At 70.6% G+C, this 20,094-nt stretch carries 19 protein-coding genes and 1 tRNA gene; 12 read left to right on the forward strand and 8 right to left on the reverse strand.

Features of this window, described 5'->3' with window-relative positions:
* Window positions 1-27 precede the first annotated feature (27 nt).
* Window positions 28-384 carry a response regulator gene (locus tag AC4GYY_RS03645; protein WP_491118867.1) on the forward strand — a complete coding sequence of 119 codons (357 nt, stop codon included), beginning with the start codon at window positions 28-30 and terminating at the stop codon, window positions 382-384.
* Here the strand turns inward: AC4GYY_RS03645 and AC4GYY_RS03650 are convergent.
* A complete protein-coding gene (locus AC4GYY_RS03650) occupies window positions 374-1,987 on the reverse strand; it encodes a GSCFA domain-containing protein (protein WP_491118868.1) in 1,614 nt (537 codons plus the stop codon). The genes AC4GYY_RS03645 and AC4GYY_RS03650 overlap by 11 nt on opposite strands.
* Window positions 1,984-2,676, reverse strand: a complete 693-nt coding sequence (locus AC4GYY_RS03655; RefSeq protein ID WP_491118869.1) for a hypothetical protein — start codon at window positions 2,674-2,676, stop codon at window positions 1,984-1,986. Before AC4GYY_RS03655 ends, AC4GYY_RS03650 begins: the two co-directional genes overlap by 4 nt.
* Before the next feature lie 178 nt (window positions 2,677-2,854).
* On the opposite strand from AC4GYY_RS03655, the gene ilvD reads away from it, so the two are divergent.
* The 4 genes from ilvD to AC4GYY_RS03675 all read left to right on the forward strand — a co-directional run bounded on the left by ilvD (window position 2,855) and on the right by AC4GYY_RS03675 (window position 7,599).
* Window positions 2,855-4,576: a dihydroxy-acid dehydratase gene (gene ilvD / locus AC4GYY_RS03660; RefSeq protein ID WP_491118870.1), complete on the forward strand. Its 1,722-nt coding sequence runs from the start codon at window positions 2,855-2,857 to the stop codon at window positions 4,574-4,576.
* A gap of 100 nt (window positions 4,577-4,676) precedes the next feature.
* Window positions 4,677-5,060 (forward strand): hypothetical protein, encoded by a 384-nt coding sequence (locus AC4GYY_RS03665; RefSeq protein ID WP_491118871.1) that lies wholly within the window; start codon window positions 4,677-4,679, stop codon window positions 5,058-5,060.
* Window positions 5,057-6,436, forward strand: a complete 1,380-nt coding sequence (locus AC4GYY_RS03670) for an NAD(P)H-hydrate dehydratase (protein WP_491118872.1) — start codon at window positions 5,057-5,059, stop codon at window positions 6,434-6,436. The genes AC4GYY_RS03665 and AC4GYY_RS03670 overlap by 4 nt, the downstream gene beginning before the upstream one ends.
* Window positions 6,433-7,599, forward strand: coding sequence for a class I SAM-dependent RNA methyltransferase (locus AC4GYY_RS03675; protein WP_491118873.1), 1,167 nt, complete (start codon window positions 6,433-6,435; stop codon window positions 7,597-7,599). Before AC4GYY_RS03670 ends, AC4GYY_RS03675 begins: the two co-directional genes overlap by 4 nt.
* Here the strand turns inward: AC4GYY_RS03675 and truA are convergent.
* Together truA and fmt are read right to left on the reverse strand one after the other, a co-directional pair.
* The gene (truA, locus tag AC4GYY_RS03680; RefSeq protein ID WP_491118874.1) at window positions 7,589-8,335 is read right to left on the reverse strand and encodes a tRNA pseudouridine(38-40) synthase TruA; all 747 of its coding nucleotides are present in this window, start codon (window positions 8,333-8,335) and stop codon (window positions 7,589-7,591) included. The genes AC4GYY_RS03675 and truA overlap by 11 nt on opposite strands.
* Window positions 8,332-9,243, reverse strand: coding sequence for a methionyl-tRNA formyltransferase (gene fmt, locus AC4GYY_RS03685; protein ID WP_491118875.1), 912 nt, complete (start codon window positions 9,241-9,243; stop codon window positions 8,332-8,334). The genes truA and fmt overlap by 4 nt, the downstream gene beginning before the upstream one ends.
* 55 nt (window positions 9,244-9,298) lie before the next feature.
* Between fmt and recR the strand changes: the two genes are divergently transcribed.
* Both recR and AC4GYY_RS03695 read left to right on the forward strand, forming a co-directional pair.
* The gene (gene recR, locus AC4GYY_RS03690) at window positions 9,299-9,895 is read left to right on the forward strand and encodes a recombination mediator RecR (protein WP_491118876.1); all 597 of its coding nucleotides are present in this window, start codon (window positions 9,299-9,301) and stop codon (window positions 9,893-9,895) included.
* 109 nt (window positions 9,896-10,004) lie between these two features.
* A complete protein-coding gene (locus tag AC4GYY_RS03695) occupies window positions 10,005-10,634 on the forward strand; it encodes a calcium-binding protein (protein ID WP_491118877.1) in 630 nt (209 codons plus the stop codon).
* Window positions 10,635-10,730: 96 nt separating this feature from the next.
* Here AC4GYY_RS03695 and AC4GYY_RS03700 read toward each other — a convergent pair.
* The 3 genes from AC4GYY_RS03700 to AC4GYY_RS03710 all read right to left on the reverse strand — a co-directional run bounded on the left by AC4GYY_RS03700 (window position 10,731) and on the right by AC4GYY_RS03710 (window position 13,320).
* Window positions 10,731-10,806 (reverse strand) — tRNA-Ile (locus AC4GYY_RS03700).
* Window positions 10,797-11,819, reverse strand: coding sequence for a polysaccharide deacetylase family protein (locus AC4GYY_RS03705; RefSeq protein WP_491118878.1), 1,023 nt, complete (start codon window positions 11,817-11,819; stop codon window positions 10,797-10,799). The genes AC4GYY_RS03700 and AC4GYY_RS03705 overlap by 10 nt, the downstream gene beginning before the upstream one ends.
* A 1-nt stretch (window position 11,820) precedes the next feature.
* Complete coding sequence (locus AC4GYY_RS03710; protein ID WP_491118879.1) at window positions 11,821-13,320, reverse strand: histidine kinase dimerization/phospho-acceptor domain-containing protein; 1,500 nt, start codon at window positions 13,318-13,320, stop codon at window positions 11,821-11,823.
* A gap of 182 nt (window positions 13,321-13,502) precedes the next feature.
* Here AC4GYY_RS03710 and AC4GYY_RS03715 point away from each other — a divergent pair, with 182 nt between their 5' ends.
* Window positions 13,503-13,994 (forward strand): Lrp/AsnC family transcriptional regulator, encoded by a 492-nt coding sequence (locus tag AC4GYY_RS03715; RefSeq protein WP_491118880.1) that lies wholly within the window; start codon window positions 13,503-13,505, stop codon window positions 13,992-13,994.
* Window positions 13,995-13,996: 2 nt separating this feature from the next.
* On the opposite strand, the gene AC4GYY_RS03720 is transcribed toward AC4GYY_RS03715, so the two are convergent.
* Window positions 13,997-15,280 (reverse strand): YfgM family protein, encoded by a 1,284-nt coding sequence (locus tag AC4GYY_RS03720; RefSeq protein ID WP_491118881.1) that lies wholly within the window; start codon window positions 15,278-15,280, stop codon window positions 13,997-13,999.
* A gap of 149 nt (window positions 15,281-15,429) precedes the next feature.
* Between AC4GYY_RS03720 and AC4GYY_RS03725 the strand changes: the two genes are divergently transcribed.
* From AC4GYY_RS03725 to AC4GYY_RS03740, 4 genes are all read left to right on the forward strand, one after another.
* Window positions 15,430-16,173 (forward strand): YaaA family protein, encoded by a 744-nt coding sequence (locus AC4GYY_RS03725; RefSeq protein WP_491118882.1) that lies wholly within the window; start codon window positions 15,430-15,432, stop codon window positions 16,171-16,173.
* Window positions 16,170-16,826, forward strand: coding sequence for an SDR family NAD(P)-dependent oxidoreductase (locus AC4GYY_RS03730; protein ID WP_491118883.1), 657 nt, complete (start codon window positions 16,170-16,172; stop codon window positions 16,824-16,826). Before AC4GYY_RS03725 ends, AC4GYY_RS03730 begins: the two co-directional genes overlap by 4 nt.
* A gap of 130 nt (window positions 16,827-16,956) precedes the next feature.
* The gene (gyrA, locus tag AC4GYY_RS03735) at window positions 16,957-19,722 is read left to right on the forward strand and encodes a DNA gyrase subunit A (protein ID WP_491118884.1); all 2,766 of its coding nucleotides are present in this window, start codon (window positions 16,957-16,959) and stop codon (window positions 19,720-19,722) included.
* Window positions 19,719-20,072, forward strand: coding sequence for a DUF952 domain-containing protein (locus tag AC4GYY_RS03740; RefSeq protein WP_491118885.1), 354 nt, complete (start codon window positions 19,719-19,721; stop codon window positions 20,070-20,072). Before gyrA ends, AC4GYY_RS03740 begins: the two co-directional genes overlap by 4 nt.
* The last annotated feature ends 22 nt before the right edge of the window (window positions 20,073-20,094 follow it).

A 20,094-nucleotide genomic window follows, 5' to 3' on the forward strand; every position in this document is an offset into this window, starting at 1 on the left:
CGTCGGTCCGCCGCTAAGGGCGGCAGGATGAACGCGCCCAAACGTATCCTCCTGGTCGAGGACGAGCCCCTGATCGCGATGATGCTGGAGGATTTCGTCGACGTTCTCGGGCATCAGGTCGCCGGCACCGCCGACAGCGTCGCGAGTGCATTGCCCCTGGTCGAGGCGGGCGGGATCGACGTGGCCGTGCTGGACGTCAATTTGCGCGCGGGCGAGAAGAGCTGGCCGATCGCCGACGCGCTCACCGAACAGGGCGTTCCCGTAGTGCTGGCGAGCGGCGGCGGGGACGGCGACATCGTCGATCGGTTCCGCGCCGCGCCCCGGATCGACAAGCCGTTCACCATGGACGCGCTCGAGAAAGCGCTGACCGCGCTCAACCCTTAGCGGCGCGCTTGCGTTCGCGGCGGGGGTTCACCTTGTCGCCGGCCAATTCGGGAGCGGCGGCGGGAGCTCGATCGGGAGCGGTCGCGCGCGCCTTCTTGATCTTGCGACGAGCTTTCTTGGCGTCATCCGTCTGCTGCGACCCCGCCTGAGCCGTGGGAGAGGCGGCGGTGGCGCCGGCGGTCGCCGTCTCGTCGCGGGGAGCCTTGGCTTCGCCCGTGGTCGGCTTCGGCTCGGCTGCGGCGCGCGCCGCTCCGCGCTTGCGCCGGGCATCGGCGGAGCCACCGGCTCCTTCGGGCGGGTTCGCGGCGGCGGCGTTGCGGGCCTCGCGTGCAAGCACCTTCTCGCGTCGCATCACCTGCCGCTCGGCGTGGCTGATCGCGGGCTTCTCGGGGTCCGTGTCGGGCGGAGGGACCTGAGCGACCGCGGCGTGCTGCGCGGCGCGACGCTCGGCCTTTTCCTTGGCTTCTGCTTGTTTTGCTTGGGAATAGGCGTCGACGACAGCGAGGGGCGAGGGTTTGGGCTTCTCCCCCTTACGCGCCGTATCGGCGGCGGGCGGCTGCGGTTCGGCGGCTTCCGGCGGCGTTGTCGCGGGTTTGGGACGCCGGGCCGGTCGGGGTTCCGCCGGCATGGTCCGGAGCACCGTAATGGGCGCGCGCTCGGTCGTCGGACGCTCGGCGCCCTCCTCGCCGGTCGCGACCAGCGCTTCCGTGATCGCGGAGATCACCGGCGCCGGGATCGATCCGTCGATGCCGTACGCATCCATGGACGCCTTCAGCGCGGCGATCTCCAGGGCGGGAAAATAGGTGACGCCTTCGTCGCCGCCGATCGCCTCCATCGCGATCCGCAGCACGGCCTTGCCCACCGTGCCGGCGATCAGCGCATGCGCCGGGTGCGCGGTCGCGAGCTGCGGCTCCGGTGAGAGCATCATCACGACCGAAAGCCGCGGCTTGAGCGTTCGCAGCGCCCGCAGGGCGGCGTGCAGATCGAGGATGGTCTCCTCGACAGTGAGCGAGCGCATGGCATGCCGGTCGGGATCGAAGTGGCGCGCCGCCACCCCCGGCCGCCGCGGGAACACCGCGCCGTCCGCCTTCGACTCCCAGATCTCGGACTGCGACAAGGAGACGATCAGCGTCCCAGCTCGGCGGAAGGTGGTGCGCAGCGCGTTCAGGTGACGCTCCTGGAGAACGTCGAATTCCTGCTCGGTGGTCGCCGCGTAGCGGAGTCCCGGCCGGAAGGGATCGACGACACGGCCGTCCTCCCGCCAACGATCCTCCTGGGGGATGAACGTCCGCGCGGCGCGTTCGACCAGCTGGCGGAACTCGCGCGCGGTATGGACCTCGCCGTAGCCGTGGCCGAACGCCTCATATTCGTCCTCTTCGGGTGGAATGTCGGCGAGCACCGGGTGGCGTCGATCGGAGGCGACCATGGTGAAACCCGCGGCCGCCAGCGGGCCGATCAGCGCGGCGGCGAGCTTGCCGCCGACGACCGCGATCGGCTCGCCCCTGCGCAGGAGCGGGACGGTGAGCGACGTCAGTTCGGCGAGCGGCCGGTCGAGCGCGCTGGCCCACGATTGTCGGGCGGGAAAGGTCTCTGCGTCGGTCACGCGGCGGGTTCCTGGGCTTGAGCGGCGGCCTTGCGAAGGTCTGCCGCCAACTCGCGGGCGAAAGCGGCGTTGGCGTGGACCGGATCGTCGGACCAGTAAGCGGGCGCGAGAAACCCCTCGAGCGTCCGGGTTCGGTCGGGCACCGGGACGAACATCGCGCCGTTCGCGGTCGCGATCTCGGCGAGCATGATCTGGATGAGCGACCAGACCTTCTGAAGCGTGTAGGGCGATGTGAGCGTGACGGTCGGCGCCACGCCCCTCTCGTTCGGCGCCAGCAGTGCCGCGAATTGCGGATCGCGCGGCACGCGCACGGCGATCGCGTCGACGTCGCCGATCGGCGGCGGAGTTCCTGCCACCAGGATCGGCCCGCCGCGGACTTGGTGGCGAAGACGCCCGAGAATATCGACGAGGGGGTGAAGCGAGGGTGCGAACAAGGCGCGCAATTGCGCCTCGGCGACATAGGAGGCCCGCGGATCGAGCGGCAGGTCCGGCGCGGCGGAAAGGACGAAGTCGAGCGGCGGGCTCGGCTCGATCAGCAAGGCACGGATGTGCTGGTCGCCCTCCCAGACGATCGCGCGTGGGGCGCCGGGTGCGGCCGCGGCGAAGGCGTCCCAATAGGCGTCATCGCGCGCGGACGGACCGTGCAGGACGAGGACATCGACGCTTTCGATCAGGGTCGGCGCGGCCACCGCGTCGGGTGGCGGCGCGAACGCATGAAGATGTGAGTGCCCGGCGACGATCAAGGGGGATGGCACGGAGGACGGTGGCCTTCGCAAGGGGAACCGTCGCGCTGCTAGTCCGCGGCACGCATCGATACAAGCGCGGCGCCACTTGCGTGGGCTCGGCGGGGGACCTAGCGCCGGTGATATGACCCATTCCTTCGACAAGGCGCGCCTGCCGAGCCGCCACGTCTCGGTCGGCCCGGAGCGCGCGCCGCATCGCAGCTATTACTACGCCATGGGGCTGACCGAGGAGGAGATCGAGCGGCCGTTCGTCGCGCTCGCCTCTGCGGGGAACGACAGCGCGCCCTGCAACACCACCCTCGACGCGCAGGCGGACGCGGCGCGCCGGGGCGTCGAGCAGGGTGGGGGCATGCCGCGGCGCTTCAACACGATCACCGTCACCGACGGGATCGCGATGGGGCACCAGGGGATGAAATCCTCGCTGGTCAGCCGCGAGGTGATCGCCGATTCGATCGAGCTGTCGGTGCGCGGCCATTGCTATGACGCGCTGGTCGGCTTCGCGGGGTGCGACAAGTCGCTGCCGGGGATGATGATGGCGATGCTGCGGCTCAACGTGCCGAGCATCTTCGTGTACGGCGGGTCGATCCTGCCGGGCCGCTACCAAGACCGCGACGTCACCGTCGTCGACGTGTTCGAGGTGGTCGGCAAATATGCCGCCGGCGCCTGCCCGATCGAGGAGGTCCATGCGCTCGAGAAGGTCGCCTGCCCCGGGCATGGCGCGTGCGGTGGGCAGTACACCGCGAACACGATGGCGTGCGTCGGCGAGGCGATCGGTTTGTCCCTCCCGAACAGCAACATGGTGCCGGCTCCGTACAGCTCGCGCGAGCAGATCGCGGTCGCGGCCGGCGCGCAGGTGATGGAATTGATCGCCCGCAACCTCCGCCCGCGCGACATCTGCACGCGCGAGGCGTTCGAGAACGCCGCCCGCATCGTCGCCGCGACCGGCGGCTCGACCAACGGCGCGCTCCACCTGCCGGCGATGGCGCACGAGGCGGGGATCGAGTTCGACCTCCACGACGTCGCCGCGATCTTCAAATCGACCCCGTATTGCGCGGACCTCAAGCCCGGCGGCCAATACGTCGCCAAGGACATGTACGAGGCGGGCGGGGCGTACATGCTGATGAAGACCCTGCTCGCCGAAGGCCTGCTCCACGGCGAGTGTGTGACGGTGACCGGAAAGACGCTGGCCGAGAACATCGACGAGGTCACCTGGAACCCCGACCAGAAGGTGATCTACGACGCCCGCACCCCAATCACCCCGACGGGGGGCGTCGTCGGGCTGACCGGGTCGCTCGCCCCCGAAGGCGCGATCGTCAAGGTCGCGGGCATGCACCGGCTCCAGTTCGAAGGTCCGGCGCGCTGCTTCGACTGCGAGGAGGAGGCCTTCGCCGCAGTCGAGGCGCGCGCGATCAACGAGGGCGAGGTCGTCATCATCCGCTACGAGGGGCCGAAGGGCGGGCCGGGGATGCGCGAGATGTTGTCCACCACCGCCGCCCTGTACGGGCTCGGCATGGGCGAGAAGGTCGCGCTGATCACCGACGGCCGCTTCTCGGGCGCGACCCGCGGCTTCTGCATCGGCCATGTCGGTCCAGAGGCCGCCGATGGCGGCCCCATCGCGCTGGTCGTCGACGGCGACACGATCCGGATCGATGCCGAGGCCGGCACGATCGACCTGCTGGTGGATGACGCCGTGCTGGCGGAACGGCGCGCACAATGGCGGCCACGCCTGTCCGATTATGGGTCGGGTGCGCTGTGGCGCTATGCGCAGAACGTCGGGCCTGCGTACAGGGGCGCGGTCACCCATCCCGGAGCCGCCGCCGAACGCCATGTCTACGCGGATATCTGAATCCTCACCGTCCGTGTCGAGCGAAGTCGAGACTCCCATCCGCGTCGGCCGGTTCCTCGATTTCGCTCGGAACAAACGGGGGTGGGGAGCGGCTCTCCTGTTGAGCCTGCCCGTGATCGCCGCCTGCTCGCAGGAACAGGCGAACACCCAGGCGCTCGCAGTCGCGGAGGCGAACCAGGCGGTCGAGGCGGCGGACGACGGGCTGATCAACTGTGCGGTCGACGGCGCGGAATCCTTCTCTCGCACCTGCATGCTCGATCGCCAGCAGACCGCCGAGGGGCTGGTGCTGACCGTGCGGCATCCGGATGGCGGCTTCCGCCGGCTGAGGGTCACGACCGACGGGCGCGGCGTGGTCGCCGCCGATGGGGCGCAGCCGGCGGATGTCGCGATCACCGGGCCGGGCGAGATCGAGGTCGGGATCGGTGACGATCACTACCGTCTGCCCGCGACAATCAAGGCGAAGGCTTCTAAGACCGCGGGGTGATCCCTCTCGACGGCCAACCCATCCTCACCGCCGCCGCGATGCGCGAGGCCGAAGCCACCGCGATCGCCGGCGGGGCGAGCGTGGCCTCGCTGATGGCCCGCGCGGGCGAAGCCGTCGCCGCCGCGGTCCATCGCCTCCAGCCGGGCGCTGACGTGCTGGTGTTGTGCGGCCCGGGCAACAACGGCGGCGACGGTTATGTCGCCGCGACCTCGCTTGCCGCGAGCGGTCATCCTGTCCGCGTCGCCGCGCTGGGCGAGCCGCGCTCGGAGGCGGCGCGTGATGCAAGGGCGGGCTGGGCCGGGCCGGTCGAGCCGCTCGGCGACGCTGCGCCGGCGAGCGTCGTCGTCGACGCGATCTTCGGGACCGGGCTGTCGCGCGATCTGGACGAGCCGGTCGCGCATGCGCTCTGGAGACTCTGCTCGAAGGCGCGGTATTCGATCGCCATCGATCTCCCGAGCGGAGTTGAAACGGATTGCGGCGCCTCGCGCGGCGCGGATCACCACGTCGATCTGACGCTCGCGCTCGGGGCGCTCAAGCCCGCGCATCTGCTCCTCCCTTCGGCGGCGAATTGCGGCGAGGTCCGCCTGCTCGACATCGGCGTACCGGTGGAGAGCGACGTCCGGGCGATGGTGCGGATGGGGGCGGTCGCGCCCGACGAGTTCGATCACAAATTCTCCCGCGGGATGCTCGCCGTGATCGCGGGCAGGATGGCCGGTGCGAGTGCGCTCGCCGCGAGTGCCGGCGCGCGGATCGCGGGATACACCCTGCTCCTCGGCGGCGCGACCGATCGCCTGCCGCACGCGATCGTCCGCCGGCGCTGGTCGCCCGACGCGCTCGACGACCGCCGGATCGGCGCCGTCGTGATCGGCCCCGGTCTCGGCCGCGACGACGCCGGGCGAGCGAAGCTCGGCGCGGCGCTGGCGAGCGACCGCCCGCTCGTGATCGACGGCGACGCGCTCCACCTGCTCGACGTCGCCGCGGTGAGGGACCGGAAGGCGGCGACCATCCTGACGCCGCATCGCGGCGAGTTCGCGGCGCTGTTCGGCAGCGACGAGGGCAGCAAGATCGAGTGCGCGCGGGCCGCCGCCGACGCCAGTGGCGCGACGATCGTGTTCAAGGGCGCCGATACCGTCGTGGCTGCGCCGGACGGACAGGTGCGCGTCGCGACCCGCCGCATGCCCTGGCTCGCCAGCGCGGGCACCGGCGATGTCCTCGCCGGCATCGTCGGGGCGCTGCTCGCACACCGGGGGCAGCCGCTGGTCGCCGCCAACGACGGCGTGCTGCTGCATACCGGCGCCGCCGTGCGCGCCGGCCCCGGCCTGATCGCCGACGACCTCGTCGCGGCGCTCCCGCACGTGCTGGACACGGGCCGGTGAGCGCCATCGTCCGCGTCGCCGCGCGCGGCGAAGGCGTCACCGAGGACGGCCGCCACGCCCCGTTCGCCGCGCCGGGGGACGAACTGCGCGAGGACGGCGCGATCGTCCCCGGTCCGCACCATCAGACGCCGCCATGCCGTCACTTTCCCGAGTGCGGCGGGTGCCAGCTCCAGCATCTAAACGACGAGGCGTGGGCCGGCTTCATCACCGATCGCGTCGCCGGCGCGCTCGCGGCGCAGGGCGTGGCGACCGAGATCCGCCCCCCCGCGCTGTCCCCACCGCGAACCCGCCGGCGGGCGACGCTCCACTTCGATCGCGGGCGACTCGGCTTCGCCGAGGAGAAGAGCCACGCGATCGTCGACCTGCGCGAGTGCCACGTCCTCGCGCCCGAGCTGTTCGCGCTCGTCGCGCCGCTGCGGCGTCTGATCGCCGGATTGCGACCCAAGCGCCGGGTCGACGTCCACCTCGCCCTCGCCGATACCGGGCCGGACGTGCTGCTCTCCGGCGTTGCCGCCCAAGGCTTAGCCGCAACCGAGTCGCTCACCGCCTTCGCCGAGGCGAACGGTTTGGCGCGGCTGGCGATCGACGACGGCTTCGGCCCCGAGGTCCGCTGGGAGCCGCGCCCCGCGACCGTCACGCTCGGCGGCGTCCCCGTCCCGCTGCCGCCCGCGGCCTTCCTCCAGGCGACTCGCGAGGGCGAGGCGGCGCTGGTCGGTGCGGTGCTCCAAGGGGTGGGGAAGGCGAAGACGATCGCCGATCTCTTCGCCGGCCTCGGCACCTTCGCCTTCGCGCTGCCGGGCAAGGTCTATGCCGCGGAGGGCGCACGTGATGCCTTCCTCGCGCTCAAGTCCGCCGCCGGAGCGACGCAGCGCCCGGTCTTCGCCGAGCATCGCGATCTCTACCGTCGCCCGCTGATGACCGCCGAGCTCGATCGCTTCGACGCGATCGTCCTCGATCCACCCCGCGCCGGCGCGCGCGAGCAGGTCACGCATCTCGCCGCCGCGAAGGTACCGACGCTCGTCTATGTCTCGTGCAATCCCAGCAGCTTCGCGCGCGACGCGGCGGTGCTGGTCGCGGCGGGCCGGCGGCTCGACTGGGTGCTGCCGGTCGGCCAGTTCCGCTGGTCGACCCACGTCGAACTCGCGGCGCGGTTCACGCGCTAGGATAATCCGCCCCGACGAACCACAGCCCGTCGGGCGGTGCGTTGAGCGGAAGCGCCTGTCGGTCGCGCGCCTCCAGCGCTCCGCCGACGTCGTCCGGCGTCCATTTGCCCTGGCCGACGAAGCTCAGCGCGCCCACCATCGACCGGACCTGATGGTGGAGGAAGGACCGCGCCTGCGCGAACACCGTCACCAGCTCGCCATCGCGCGCGACCTCGAGTCGAGCCAGCGTCTTCTCCGGCGAGCCGGACTGGCAATGGACCGAGCGGAAGGTGGTGAAGTCGTGCCGACCGACGAGCCGGTCCGCGCCCGCCTGCATCGCGGCGACATCGAGCGGCTGGGCGACCTGCCAGGCGAGGCCCTTCTCCCAAGTGAGCGGGGCGCGGCGGTTGACGATCCGGTATTCGTACGACCGACCGACGCACGAGAAGCGCGCGTGCCAGTCCTCCGCCACCGGCTCGCAGGCGAGGATCGCAATGGGCGCGGGCCGCAGGCGGGCATTGAGGGCTTCCGAAAGGCGGAACGGTGCGATGTCCTTCTCGACATCGACATGCGCGCGCATCGCGAGCGCGTGAACGCCCGCGTCGGTCCGTCCGGCACCCTGGACCGAGGCCGTCTCCCCGGTGACGGCGAGCACCGCCTCCTCGATCGCCTGCTGCACGCTCGGCCCATGTGACTGGCGCTGCCAGCCCATGAAGGGACGGCCGTCATATTCGACGGTCAATGCGAAGCGGGTCACAGCCGGGTTCCGGGGGGGATCGCGAAGCCCCGAAGCAGATCGCGTGCGCTCATCGGCGCGCGGCCGGCGCGCTGGACGAGCGTCGGCAGGAGAACCCCCGATCCGCAGGCGATCGCGAGATGGGCGTCGATCACCGTCCCCGAAGGTGCGCCGAGCCCGGCGGCCGGGCCGGCTGCCGCCGCCAGGACTCTGACGCGCTCGCCGTTCGCCTCGAACCAGGCTCCAGGCGGGTTGAAGGCACGGACCTGACGCTCGACGGCCCCGGCGTCCTGCGCGAAGTCGAGCCGGGTCTCGGCCTTGTCGATCTTGGCGGCGTAGGAGACGCCGGCGTCTGGTTGCGGCATCGGCGGAAAGGCGTCCAGGTCGGCGAGAACCGCGACGAGCGCCTGTGCGCCGATCCGGGCGAGTTCCGCCGTCAGCTCCCCCGCGGTCTTCGCGGCGATCTCCGCCCGCCGTTCGAGCCGGACGGGCCCCGTGTCGAGCCCCGCCTCCATCTGCATGATGGCGACCCCCGTCTCGGCGTCGCCGGCGAGGATGGCGCGCTGGATCGGCGCCGCTCCGCGCCACCGGGGCAGCAGCGAGGCGTGGATGTTGAGGCAGCCGTGCCGGGGTGCGGCGAGGATCGGGCGGGGGAGGATCAGTCCGTAAGCGGCGACCACCGCGATGTCGGCATCGAGCGCGGCGAACGCGGCCTGCTCCTCCGCGCCCTTCAGCGACACCGGCGTCCGCACCTCGATCCCTAAGACCTCGGCGCGGCGCTGGACGGGAGAGGGAACGAGGTCGCGGCCCCTGCGCCCACCCGGACGCGGCGGCTGGCTGTAGGCGGCGGCGACCTGATGTCCGCGCTCGACCAGGGCCTCCAGCGCAGGGACGGCGAAGTCGGGGGTGCCCATGAAGACGATCCGCATGGCGCGCTCTCCGACACGCTGGCGGGCGCGGGCGCAACCCCCTATCTGTTCTCCGATGCCCTCTCCCGAGATCGACGCGCTGACCCAGGCGCTGGCGCGGCTGCCCGGGTTCGGGCCGCGATCCGCACGGCGCGCGGTGCTGCACCTCGTCAAGAAGCGCGAAACCACGCTCGCGCCGCTGTTGTCCGCTTTGGCTGCGGTGGACGAGAAGCTGTCCACCTGTTCGGTGTGCGGCAACGTAGACACGACCGATCCGTGTGCGATCTGCGCCGATCCGCGCCGGGATGCGCGATCGCTGTGCGTGGTGGAGGAGGTCGCGGACCTGTGGGCGCTGGATCGGTCGCGGCTGTTTCCCGGACGGTTCCACGTCCTCGGCGGACGCTTGTCGGCGCTGGAGGGGGTCCGTCCGGACGATCTGACGGTCGACCAGCTCGTCGCCCGCGTCGAGGGCGGCGAGGTGGACGAAGTGGTGCTGGCGATGAACGCGACGCTCGAGGGACAGACCACCGCCCATTACGTCGCCGAACGGATCGAGCGCTTCCCGGTGCGGATCACTCAGCTCGCGCACGGTCTGCCGGTCGGTGGCGAGCTCGACTATCTGGACGAGGGGACGCTGGCGCAGGCGCTCCGCGCGCGGCGACCCCTGGGCTGAGCATCCGCGATCGCCCGGGAACGATGGACGAACGGTTCACTTTGTTCGTCGGTCGATCAGTAAGGCTTAGCGCCTAGCCCCACGATCACCAACAACGGGAGTGATCGACATGCGTTTTCACCAGAAGGGCGGCAATGACCACGGCGGCAAGCAGTGGGGCGACGACAGCGACAACGTCCTGATCGGCACTCTCGGCAAGGACCAGATCCATGGCGGCGGCGGCAACGATACGATCACCGGCGTCGACGGCGACGACAAGCTGTGGGGCGATGATGGCGATGACACCGTCGACGGCGGCATCGGCAAGGACAAGATCGACGGCGGCGCGGGCACCGACATCCTGAGCGGCGGCGACGGCGACGACGAGCTGACGGGCGGCGCGGGCGCCGATACGATGACGGGCGGCGCAGGGCGGGACCGCTTCACGCTCGGCTCGCTCGACGACGCCAACGGCGATCACGTCACCGATTACGATGCGGCGGGCAAGGACCGGCTCGACATCAAGTGGGACTATACCGCTGGCGGCGACGACTCGCCCGGCGGGTCGAAGGGCGACCATGGCGGCTTTTCGTTCATCGGAGCCGACGCCTTCACCGCTGCGGGCCAGGTCCGCGTCGAAGGCGCCGAGGGGACCTGGACGGTTTACGTCAACGTCGATTCGGATCTGTCCGCCGATTACTCGTTCACGGTGACGACGGTGGGCGCAGTCGAGCTGACGGCCAAGGACTTCCATCTGTAAGGTGCCGCCTGCGAGCGACCGGGCGGCTGCCGCCGCCCGGTCCTCTTGCCGACGATGAACCACGCGGACGCCGTGCGATCACCCGCAAGGCATCGGTGGTGGGCCCGGCAGGACTCGAACCCGCAACCTAGCCGTTATGAGCGGCCAGCTCTAACCGTTGAGCTACAGGCCCACACCGACCGTCGCGGTAGCGGATGGCCCCGGCGAGGGGCAAGCGGCGGCGAACAGATCGGCAAGCGCGGCCGGACGGACGTTCAGCCGGTCGAGGCAGGCGAGAACGGCATCCCACCATGCGTGCAGCCGGACGAGATCCGCCTCCGTGCGGACGTACGGCGTGTGACCGGGCACGAGCGACGGCGAGTGGAACGAGAGGTTCAGGACCGTCGCGCCGTCCGCCACGGCCTGGGCGATCGCCGCCATCGCCTCCGCCGCGGTCGTGCCTTCCGGCGTCAGCGGAATGCGGGACAGCAGGCCCACGCGGGCGAGCAACCCGCGCAGCACGGGCGTTCGCCCTCCCGCATGATGGAGGCGACGTCCCGCACGACGCCAACGGCCCGTATAGACGGTGGTGAGCGGAAGCTCGATCACGCCGTCGTCCAGCCAGAACGCGCTATCGCTCGACCGGCGGAAGTCGGGGCCGCCGTCCGCCCGGTAGTCGAAGCCGGTCCGGACCGAGCTGTCGAGGCGATAGCCCCGATCCGCGAGCAGCCGCGGGGTGTTCGGGCCGATGCCGTACCGGCCCGCACGATAGGCGCGGGGGCGCACGCCGATCGCGGCGGTGATCGCATCCGTCAGCACGTCGAGCTTCGCCGCTTCGAGTGCGCAGGGCAGGTTGCCGACGTAGGAGTTGGCGCGCGAGACCGCCTCGTCGAACGGCGGATTCACCCAGGGGTGGAGCTGGGTCCCGATCTCCGCCCCGGGGAGCCCGGCGATGTGGCGGAGCACCTCGATCGCGCCGGTGCAGGTCGCGACGGGGTAGTCGACGAGGTAGGTCACCCCGACGCCGCGCCCGGCCATCCGTTCGGCGAACGGCAGCAGCGCGGGAATGGCCGTCGTCGCCCGCGCGTCGCGCGAAAACGGCCGCGACCAGTCGAACTCCTCCTCGACGTCGACGAAGATCGTGAACCGCGGCGGCCAGCCCGCCGGCCAAACGGCCGCACTCCCCGGTCCGCGCTCCCAGCTCACGTCAAAGGGTCGTTGCCTGCACCTCGGTGTTGAACGACGCCGGCAGGTGGAGTGTCAAGCGGTCGGGTTGGACGACCAGGGTCCCGCCCAGCGTGACCGCGAGCCGTTGCGCGAGGCGGAGCGAGAAGTCGACGCCCAGGAGCGAGGCCGTCTCGCTGCGCCACCGCCACGGCCAGGCGATGGCGACCCCGTGCAGTTCCGCGCGGACCGCGATGTCGGTCAGCTCCTCGGCCGGTCCGCCGCTCGCCGCGATCTCGGACACGCGGACCAGCAAGCGGTCGAGCGCGCGATCGTCTGCGACGACATGGATGCCGGTCGCCGCCGGGAGTCGCAGGCGGCTGCCGCCGACCGCACGCCCGACCGCAGTCGCAAGCGCGACGTCGAGTTCGATTGGGTGCGGCGACAGTTCCAGAGCGCGGCCGTCGATGCGCGCCGAGATCTCGAGATCGTCGATCGCGCCGAGCAGCGCCTCGACATCGCGGCCGATGGCGGCGGCGCGGGCGCGATACGGCTCGGGCGTGGGACCGAACAGACCCTGGGAGATCAGTTCGGCGAACCCCGCAATGGCGTTTGTCGGAGTGCGAAGCTCGTGGACGAGGCGGCGCAGCGCTTCGGGTTCGATCGGCGGGCGATCGGGAACCGATGCAGCCCGCCGGGCGATCCCGCGATACCCGGTGAACCGCCCCGTGTCGGACGCGAACAGCGATGTCGCGGAGACCGTCCATTCGACCGAGTCGCCCAGATCGAGAGACGTGACGAAGGCACGATCGGGTGCGGGGGTCGGAAGTGCGGACAGCCGTCGGCCGACAAGGCCGGCGCGACGTACGCCGTCGACCCAGCAGATCACGCCGTGCAGGTCGGTCTCGAACGCGAAGCGATCGGGGGCCGGCTCGTCGATCGGTTCGGCACGCTCGCGAACGCGCTGGAAGGTCTCGATCCGCTCCACCAGTTCGGCGATCGCGAAGGTCTGGCCGGCGGCGGCAGGTCGAGGCTCCGAAACGGGTGGTCGGTCGCTGGCGGTGGTCGGTGACGGTGAGGGCGGGACGACGGCGTCCGGTTCGCGCGCCTGTTCGGCATGGCCGATGGTGAAGTCGGTGGCGCCGAACGCCGTCAGCCCACGCAGGACGTCGGCGGGCAGATCCGCGCGGGCGCGGAGCACGGCACGGCCCGCCGGCCCGATCCGTGGCAGGAGCGCGAGCCATTCGTCTTGCGGCAGCCGTACGGTCCGCAGCACCGGCGCGGCGACGCTGGGATCGTCCTCCGCGAAGAAGGCGACGAGCGCGGCGGGCGGCTCGACCAGGGCGAGCGCGCGGGCGCTGGCGGCGCGGACGGCGACGGGAACGTGCTCGCGGAGATCACGCAAACGCGAGAGCGGCGCGTCGAGCGACGCCACGCGACCGCGGCCGATCAGGTCGACGAGCTGGCGAAACGCCGACTGCGCGCCGAACGCGCTCGTCGTGTCGGCCGCCAACACCGTCCGGAGGCTGTCGTCGAACCGCACCTTCACCCCAGCGAGGCGGCCCCGAGGGGAGTCGCCCGACGGTCTTAGACAAGCCGCGTGACCGCACAACGTCCAATTCCGATGCGTTACACAGTGGGACAATTGCGTTCCCGCGCAATCTTTTTATGGCAGGAGATCGCCCGACTGACCAAATCTGATTCGGTCGGGTGCGGAGAGAGTAAGTGGACCACATCGACCGACAGATCCTTTCGCTGCTCCAGGCGAACGGACGGATGACGAACGTCGACCTCGCCGAGCGGGTCGGCCTCACCGCGCCGCCGTGCCTGCGCCGCGTCCGCGGATTGGAGGAGGCAGGCGCGATCAGGGGGTATCACGCGGAACTGGACAACGCCCAGCTCGGCTATCCGATCACCGTTTTCGCCTTGGTCAGTCTGAGGAGCCAGGCGGAGGCGGACCTCAGCGCATTCGAGAAGCACGTCGCCGCGATCCCCGAAGTCCGGGAATGTCACATGCTCAACGGGGAGATCGACTTCATCCTCAAGATCGTCGCGCGCGATCTTCGCAGCTTCCAGGAAATCCTGACGACCCATCTGACGCCCGCGCCGAACGTCGCGAGCGTCAAGACCTCGCTGACGATCCGTACCGCCAAGGCGATCTGGGGGGTGCCCGTCGACGAGCACGGCGGGGACGAACTGGTCGCCCCCGCCGCCTGACGTTACGCAGACAGGTCGATGTAGGTCGCCCAGAGCGCAGCGACGTCGGCGCTCGGCGACCCGGTCACCGCCGCGAAGGCGGTCTTGGCGGCGGCCTTGTCGCCGCTCATCGCCAGCGCGATGCCGAGCCGCGTGTCGATCGCCGCGGCGTCGACGCCGCCCTTCTGGAGTGCGAGCCGGTAGAGCTCCGCCGCCTTGGCGTAATTGCCCGAGCCGAGCTGGGCGTCCGCGGTCTGCGAGGCGAGCTTGCCGTCGGCGGCGGCTTTCGACTTCGACTCAAGCGCGGCGAGCGAGCCTTCGGCCGCGATCCGGGTGTTCGCGAGCGACAGCAGCTGGGCCGAACTCCCCGCGGCGGGCACCTTGCCCTTGGCCCGGCCGTCGGTGATGACGGCCTTCGCCTCCCACGGCAGGCCCACGGCGTTGGCGGCATCGGCATAGGCGAGATAGTCGTACTCGTCCGCCAGCGCGCCGGTCGCCCGCATCAGGCGGTAGAGGTCGAGCGACTGACTCTTCGACAGCGTCAGGAACGAGCCTTGCTGGAGCCCGTAGATCTTGATCATGTCGCGCCAGTTCTTCGGCGTCGGATAGGCGGCGAGATACTTGCGCATCCAGGAGAGCGTCCCGGCCGCATCCTTCGCCTGGATCGTCTTGCTCAACGCGAAGCGATACAGTTCCTCGTCGGCCTTGCCCTTCTGCTGGACCTGCATGTCCACCAGCCGGTTGAGCTCGGTCAGGCTGCCCGCCGCGTCGCCGCCGAGCATCTTGGCGCGGACGATGTTCGCGGACAGGTTCGGCTCGGTCGAGCCGAGCTGCTGGCCCTGGGTGAAGTAGGTGACCGCCTGCTGGTACTGCTTCGAGTTGAAGTAGAGGATCCCCAGGTTGACGGCGATGTCGGCCTTGTTCTTCGGCGGCGTCTTGGGCGAGTTGAGCAGGGTGTTGTACGCATTGATCAGCCGGGTGCGGTCGGCGGTCTGCCCGGCGCCGGTGGCGGCCGCGATCTTCTGCTGCTCCAGGTCCGAGCGGAGCGCGGCGGCGACGTAGCGGTCGTCGTCGTTCTTCACCATGCCCTCGACCTGGACGACCAGCGGCTCGGCGACGGCGGGGTTGCGCGCCTCGACCGCGGGTTTGGCCGCCTGGATCGCGACCAGGATCTCCTTGCTGGAGAACTTGAACGGCGACTCCGCGGGCTGCTCCTTGTCCTTCGCAAAGGCGGGGGCGGTCGCGACGATCCCGCTCGCGCCCGACATCAGCGCCGCGACGAGCGCGATCTTGGCAATGCTCTTCATCCTGAACTCCTCTGCGCGTCGAGAGACGCCGGTTTGCGGGCGTCCTATAAACGGGACGGCTCACGTCAAGCGATCCGGACGGCCGCGGGTGGCCGCGCCGGACTGAACCCCGATTGAACGCCGCCCGCGCTGCGGCTACCCGCCGAGCGATGATCGCCGTCCTCTCGCCTGCCAAGACGCTCGACTATGCGTCCGAGTTTCCGCCGGTCACGCCGACGCGGCCCCGCTTCGAGGCGGAGGCGACCACGCTCGCGCGCGCGGCCGCCAAGTTGACCCGGCCGAAGCTCGCCGCGCTGATGGACATTTCGGACAAGCTTGCGGACCTCAATGTCCGACGCTTCCGCGGTTTCCTCGACCAGCCCGAGCGGCCCGCGCTGTGGGCGTTCGCCGGCGACGTCTACACCGGCTTCGACGCCAAGTCGCTCGACGAGGCGGCAATCCCGTTCGCGCAGGATCATCTGCGCATGCTGTCGGGCCTCTACGGCCTGCTCCGACCGCTCGATCTGATGCGGCCTTACCGCCTGGAGATGGGGACGCGCTGGGCGCCGCGCCGCAAGACGCTGACCGACTGGTGGGGCGACCGGATCGCCGCCCGGCTGGCGGAGGACGTCGCGGAAGAGGGGTCCGGCATCGTCCTGAACCTCGCGAGCCAGGAATATTGGGCGGCGGCCGATGGTCGTCTCCCCGGGTCGGTGCGGGTCATCCATGTCGATTTCCGCGAGGGCGACGGTCGCTTCGTCAGCTTCAACGCCAAGAAGGCGCGGGGCATGATGGCGCGGTTCATGGTCGAGCACGCCATCACCGACGAAGCGGCGATGAAGGGCTTCGATACCGACGGTTACCGCTTCGACGCCGAGAGCGCGGGCGACGCCTGGCGCTTCGTCCGCCGATGAGCGCGGTGGTGATCGGCGCATCCGGCGGGATCGGCGCGGCGCTGGCCGACGCGCTGGAGGAGGAGGACGAGACCGTCCACCGGCTGTCGCGTCCGGACTTCGATCTGACGGACGAGGCGTCGATCGGCGCGGCGGCGGCGCGTGTGGGGAATCCGACCCTGGTGGTCGTCGCCACCGGATTGCTTCACGAGGAAGGGAGAGGACCGGAGAAGGCGATCGGCGATCTCGATCCCGCGTGGCTCGCGCGACAGTATCTGGTCAACGCGATCGGCCCGGCGCTGGTCGCAAAGCACTTCCTGCCCATCATGCCGAGGACCGGACGGACCGTGTTCGCGGTACTGTCGGCGCGCGTCGGCAGCATTTCCGACAACCGGCTGGGAGGCTGGTACGGCTACCGCGCGTCGAAGGCCGCGCTCAACCAGTTTGTCCGCACGCTGGCGATCGAGGACAAGCGCCGCAACGACCGCGGCGTCGTCGTGGGGCTGCACCCGGGCACCGTCGACACGCGATTGTCGAAGCCGTTCCAGAGTGCCGGCCGCGACCTCTTCCGTCCGGACCGCGCGGCTGTCCAGCTCCTGGACGTGATCGACGGTCTCAAGCCCCAGGACAGCGGCAAGCTGTTCGCCTGGGACGGCGCGGAGATCGCGCCCTAGAGGTCGCGCGGCCTCGCGCGGCGGGGCGGCGGCGCGCCCCCTCGTGCGTGCGGGCGCGCGGGGGTGGAAAGCGCGAGGTGGCTCGGCTAGGGTTGTCATCGAAACGACACCCAGCCGAAAGCCGTAGATTTTGACCGACGAGACCGTCCTCGGCGACGCCCCCGATATTGCTCCCATCTCGATCGTCGACGAGATGAAGACCTCCTATCTCGATTACGCGATGAGCGTGATCGTGGCGCGCGCGCTGCCCGACGTGCGCGACGGCCTGAAGCCGGTCCACCGCCGCATCCTCTATTCGGCGCAGGAGAGCGGGTTCGTCGCCGGGCGCCCCTATCGCAAGTCCGCCCGCATCGTCGGCGACGTGATGGGTAAGTACCACCCGCACGGCGACAGCGCGATCTACGACGCGCTCGCGCGGATGGCGCAGGACTGGTCGATGCGCCTCCCGCTGATCGACGGGCAGGGCAATTTCGGGTCGATGGACCCCGATCCGCCCGCGGCGATGCGCTATACCGAGGCGCGGCTGGCGCGATCGGCGAACGCGCTGCTCGACGATCTCGACAAGGATACCGTCGACTTCCAGCCGAACTACGACGCCAGCGAGCGCGAGCCGCAGGTGCTGCCGGCGCGCTTCCCCAACCTGCTGGTCAACGGCGCGGGCGGGATCGCGGTCGGCATGGCGACCAACATCCCGCCGCACAATCTGGGCGAAGTCGTCGACGCCTGTTTCGCCTATCTCGACAACGGCGCGATCACGACCGAGGAGCTGATGGCGATCGTGCCGGGGCCGGACTTTCCGACCGGGGGCATCATCCTCGGCCGCGCCGGTGCGCGCTCCGCCTACGAGACCGGGCGCGGCTCGGTGATCGTGCGCTCGCGTCACGAGGTCGAGGAAGGGCGGGGCGACCGCCGCTCGATCGTGCTGACCGAGATCCCCTATCAGCAGGGCAAGAACGCGCTCGTCGAGAAGATCGCTGAAGCGGTGAAGGAGAAGCGCGTCGAGGGCGTGACCGACGTCCGCGACGAATCGAACCGCGAGGGCGTGCGCGTCGTCATCGACCTGCGCCGGGACGCGACGGTCGAGGTGGTGCTCAACCAATTGTGGCGGCATACACCGGCGCAAGGGTCCTTCCCGGCGAACATGCTGGCGATCCGCGGCGGCCGACCCGAACTGCTCAACCTGCGCGACATCATCGCGGCCTTCATCAAGTTCCGCGAGGAGGTGATCGCAAGGCGTGCCAAGTTCGAGCTCGCCAAGGCGCGGGACCGGGCCCACATCCTGCTCGGGCTCGTCGTCGCGGTGACGAACCTGGACGAGGTGGTCCGGATCATCCGCGGCTCCGCCAACGCCGCCCAGGCGCGCGCGGCGCTGATGGCGCGGGATTGGCCGATCGCCGAGATCGCACCCTACATCCGGCTGGTCGAGGCGGTCGAGACCGAGGTCGCCGGCGACACCTACCGGCTCGACGAGACGCAGGTCCGCGCGATCCTGGACCTGCGGCTCCACCGGCTGACCGCGCTCGGCCGCGACGAGATCGGCGACGAGCTGAAGACGCTCGCGGGCTCGATCACCGAACTGCTCGCGATCCTCGCCGATCGCGCCAAGCTCTATGCGGTGTTGCGCGAGGAGCTGGTCGAGGTGCGCGCCCAGTTCGCCACCCCGCGCCGCACCGAGATCACCGCCGCGGCGGACGGGATCGAGGACGAGGACCTGATCGAGCGCGAGGACATGGTGGTGACCGTGACCCTCGCCGGCTACATCAAGCGGACCCCGCTGGAGGCGTTCCGCCAGCAGGCGCGCGGCGGCAAAGGCCGCGCCGGCATGGCGACCAAGGACGAGGACGTCGTGACGAACCTGTTCGTCACCTCGACCCACACGCCGGTGCTGTTCTTCTCCAACTTCGGCCGGGTCTATCGCAAGAAGGTCTGGCGGCTGCCCGAGGGCGGGCCGGCGACCCGCGGGCGGCCGATGGTCAACCTGCTGCCGCTCCAGCCGGGCGAGGTCATCTCCACCGTGCTGCCGCTGCCCGAGGACGAGGGTGAGTGGGGCAAGCTGCACGTCATGTTCGGCACGTCGCGAGGGAGCGTGCGGCGCAACAGCATGGACGCCTTCGCGAACATCCCCTTGGCGGGCAAGATCGCGATGAAGTTCGAGGGCGAGGACGCCGACGACCGGCTGGTCGGCGTGGCGCTGCTCGACGCGGAGGACGACGTGCTGCTCGCGACCCGGCAGGGACGGGCGATCCGCTTCGCGGCGGAAGAGGTGCGCGAATTCCAGAGCCGCAACTCGACGGGCGTACGCGGGGTGACGCTGAAGGACGGCGACGAGGTGATCTCGGTCTCGGTGCTGCGCGGGGTGGCGGCGAGCGTGGAGGATCGCGAGCTGTACCTCCGCAATGCGCCGTGGCGGGACAACGATGCGCCGCTCTCCATGGAGCAGGACCGGTTCGAATATCTGCGCGGCGTCGAGCAGTTCATCCTGACGGTGTGCGCCAACGGCTACGGCAAGCTCTCCTCCGCCTACGAGTATCGGCGGACCGGCCGGGGCGGGCAGGGGATCACCAACATCGACAACATCGCCCGCAACGGCCCGGTGGTGGCGAGCTTCCCCGCCTCCAAGGCCGACCAGCTGATGCTGGTGACCGACCAGGCCAAGACGATCCGGATGCCGCTCGCCTCGCTCAGGGTGATCGGGCGCGGCTCCGCGGGGGTGCGACTGTTCGACGTGGCGGCGAACGAGCATGTCGTCTCCGCGGCGCGGATCGACGAGGAGCCCGAACCCGAGAATGCGGCGGAGGCGCTGGTGGCGGAGGAGCTCGCCGCGCCCGAGGTGGACCATGACGACGGCGCGGTGATCGGCGAGAACTCGGCCGCCGGTCCTGAGGACGGCGAGTGAGCGAGGTGCCGCTGACCGCGTACAAGGTGCTGACCGCCGAGCAGATGGCGGCGCTGGAGCGTGAGGGAACGTTCGCCGGCGCGCCGGTCGATCTGGCCGACGGGTACATCCACCTGTCGACCGCGGCGCAGCTGACCGAGACGGTGGACCGGCATTTCGCGGGGCAGGGCGACCTCCACGTCGCAGCGGTGGACCTTTCGGCGTTCGGCGAGGCGCTGAAGTGGGAGGAGGCGCGGGGCGGACAGCTGTTTGCGCACCTCTACGGGCCGCTGCTGCTGGAGACGGTCGTGGCCTACGGTCCGTTGGAGCGGGATGACGCCGGGCAGGTGCGGTTGCCGGTGGCGGGGTGATCCTCTTTGTTCTGCGCCTCTC

It is taken from the genome of Sphingomonas sp. SP6, assembly GCF_058313435.1.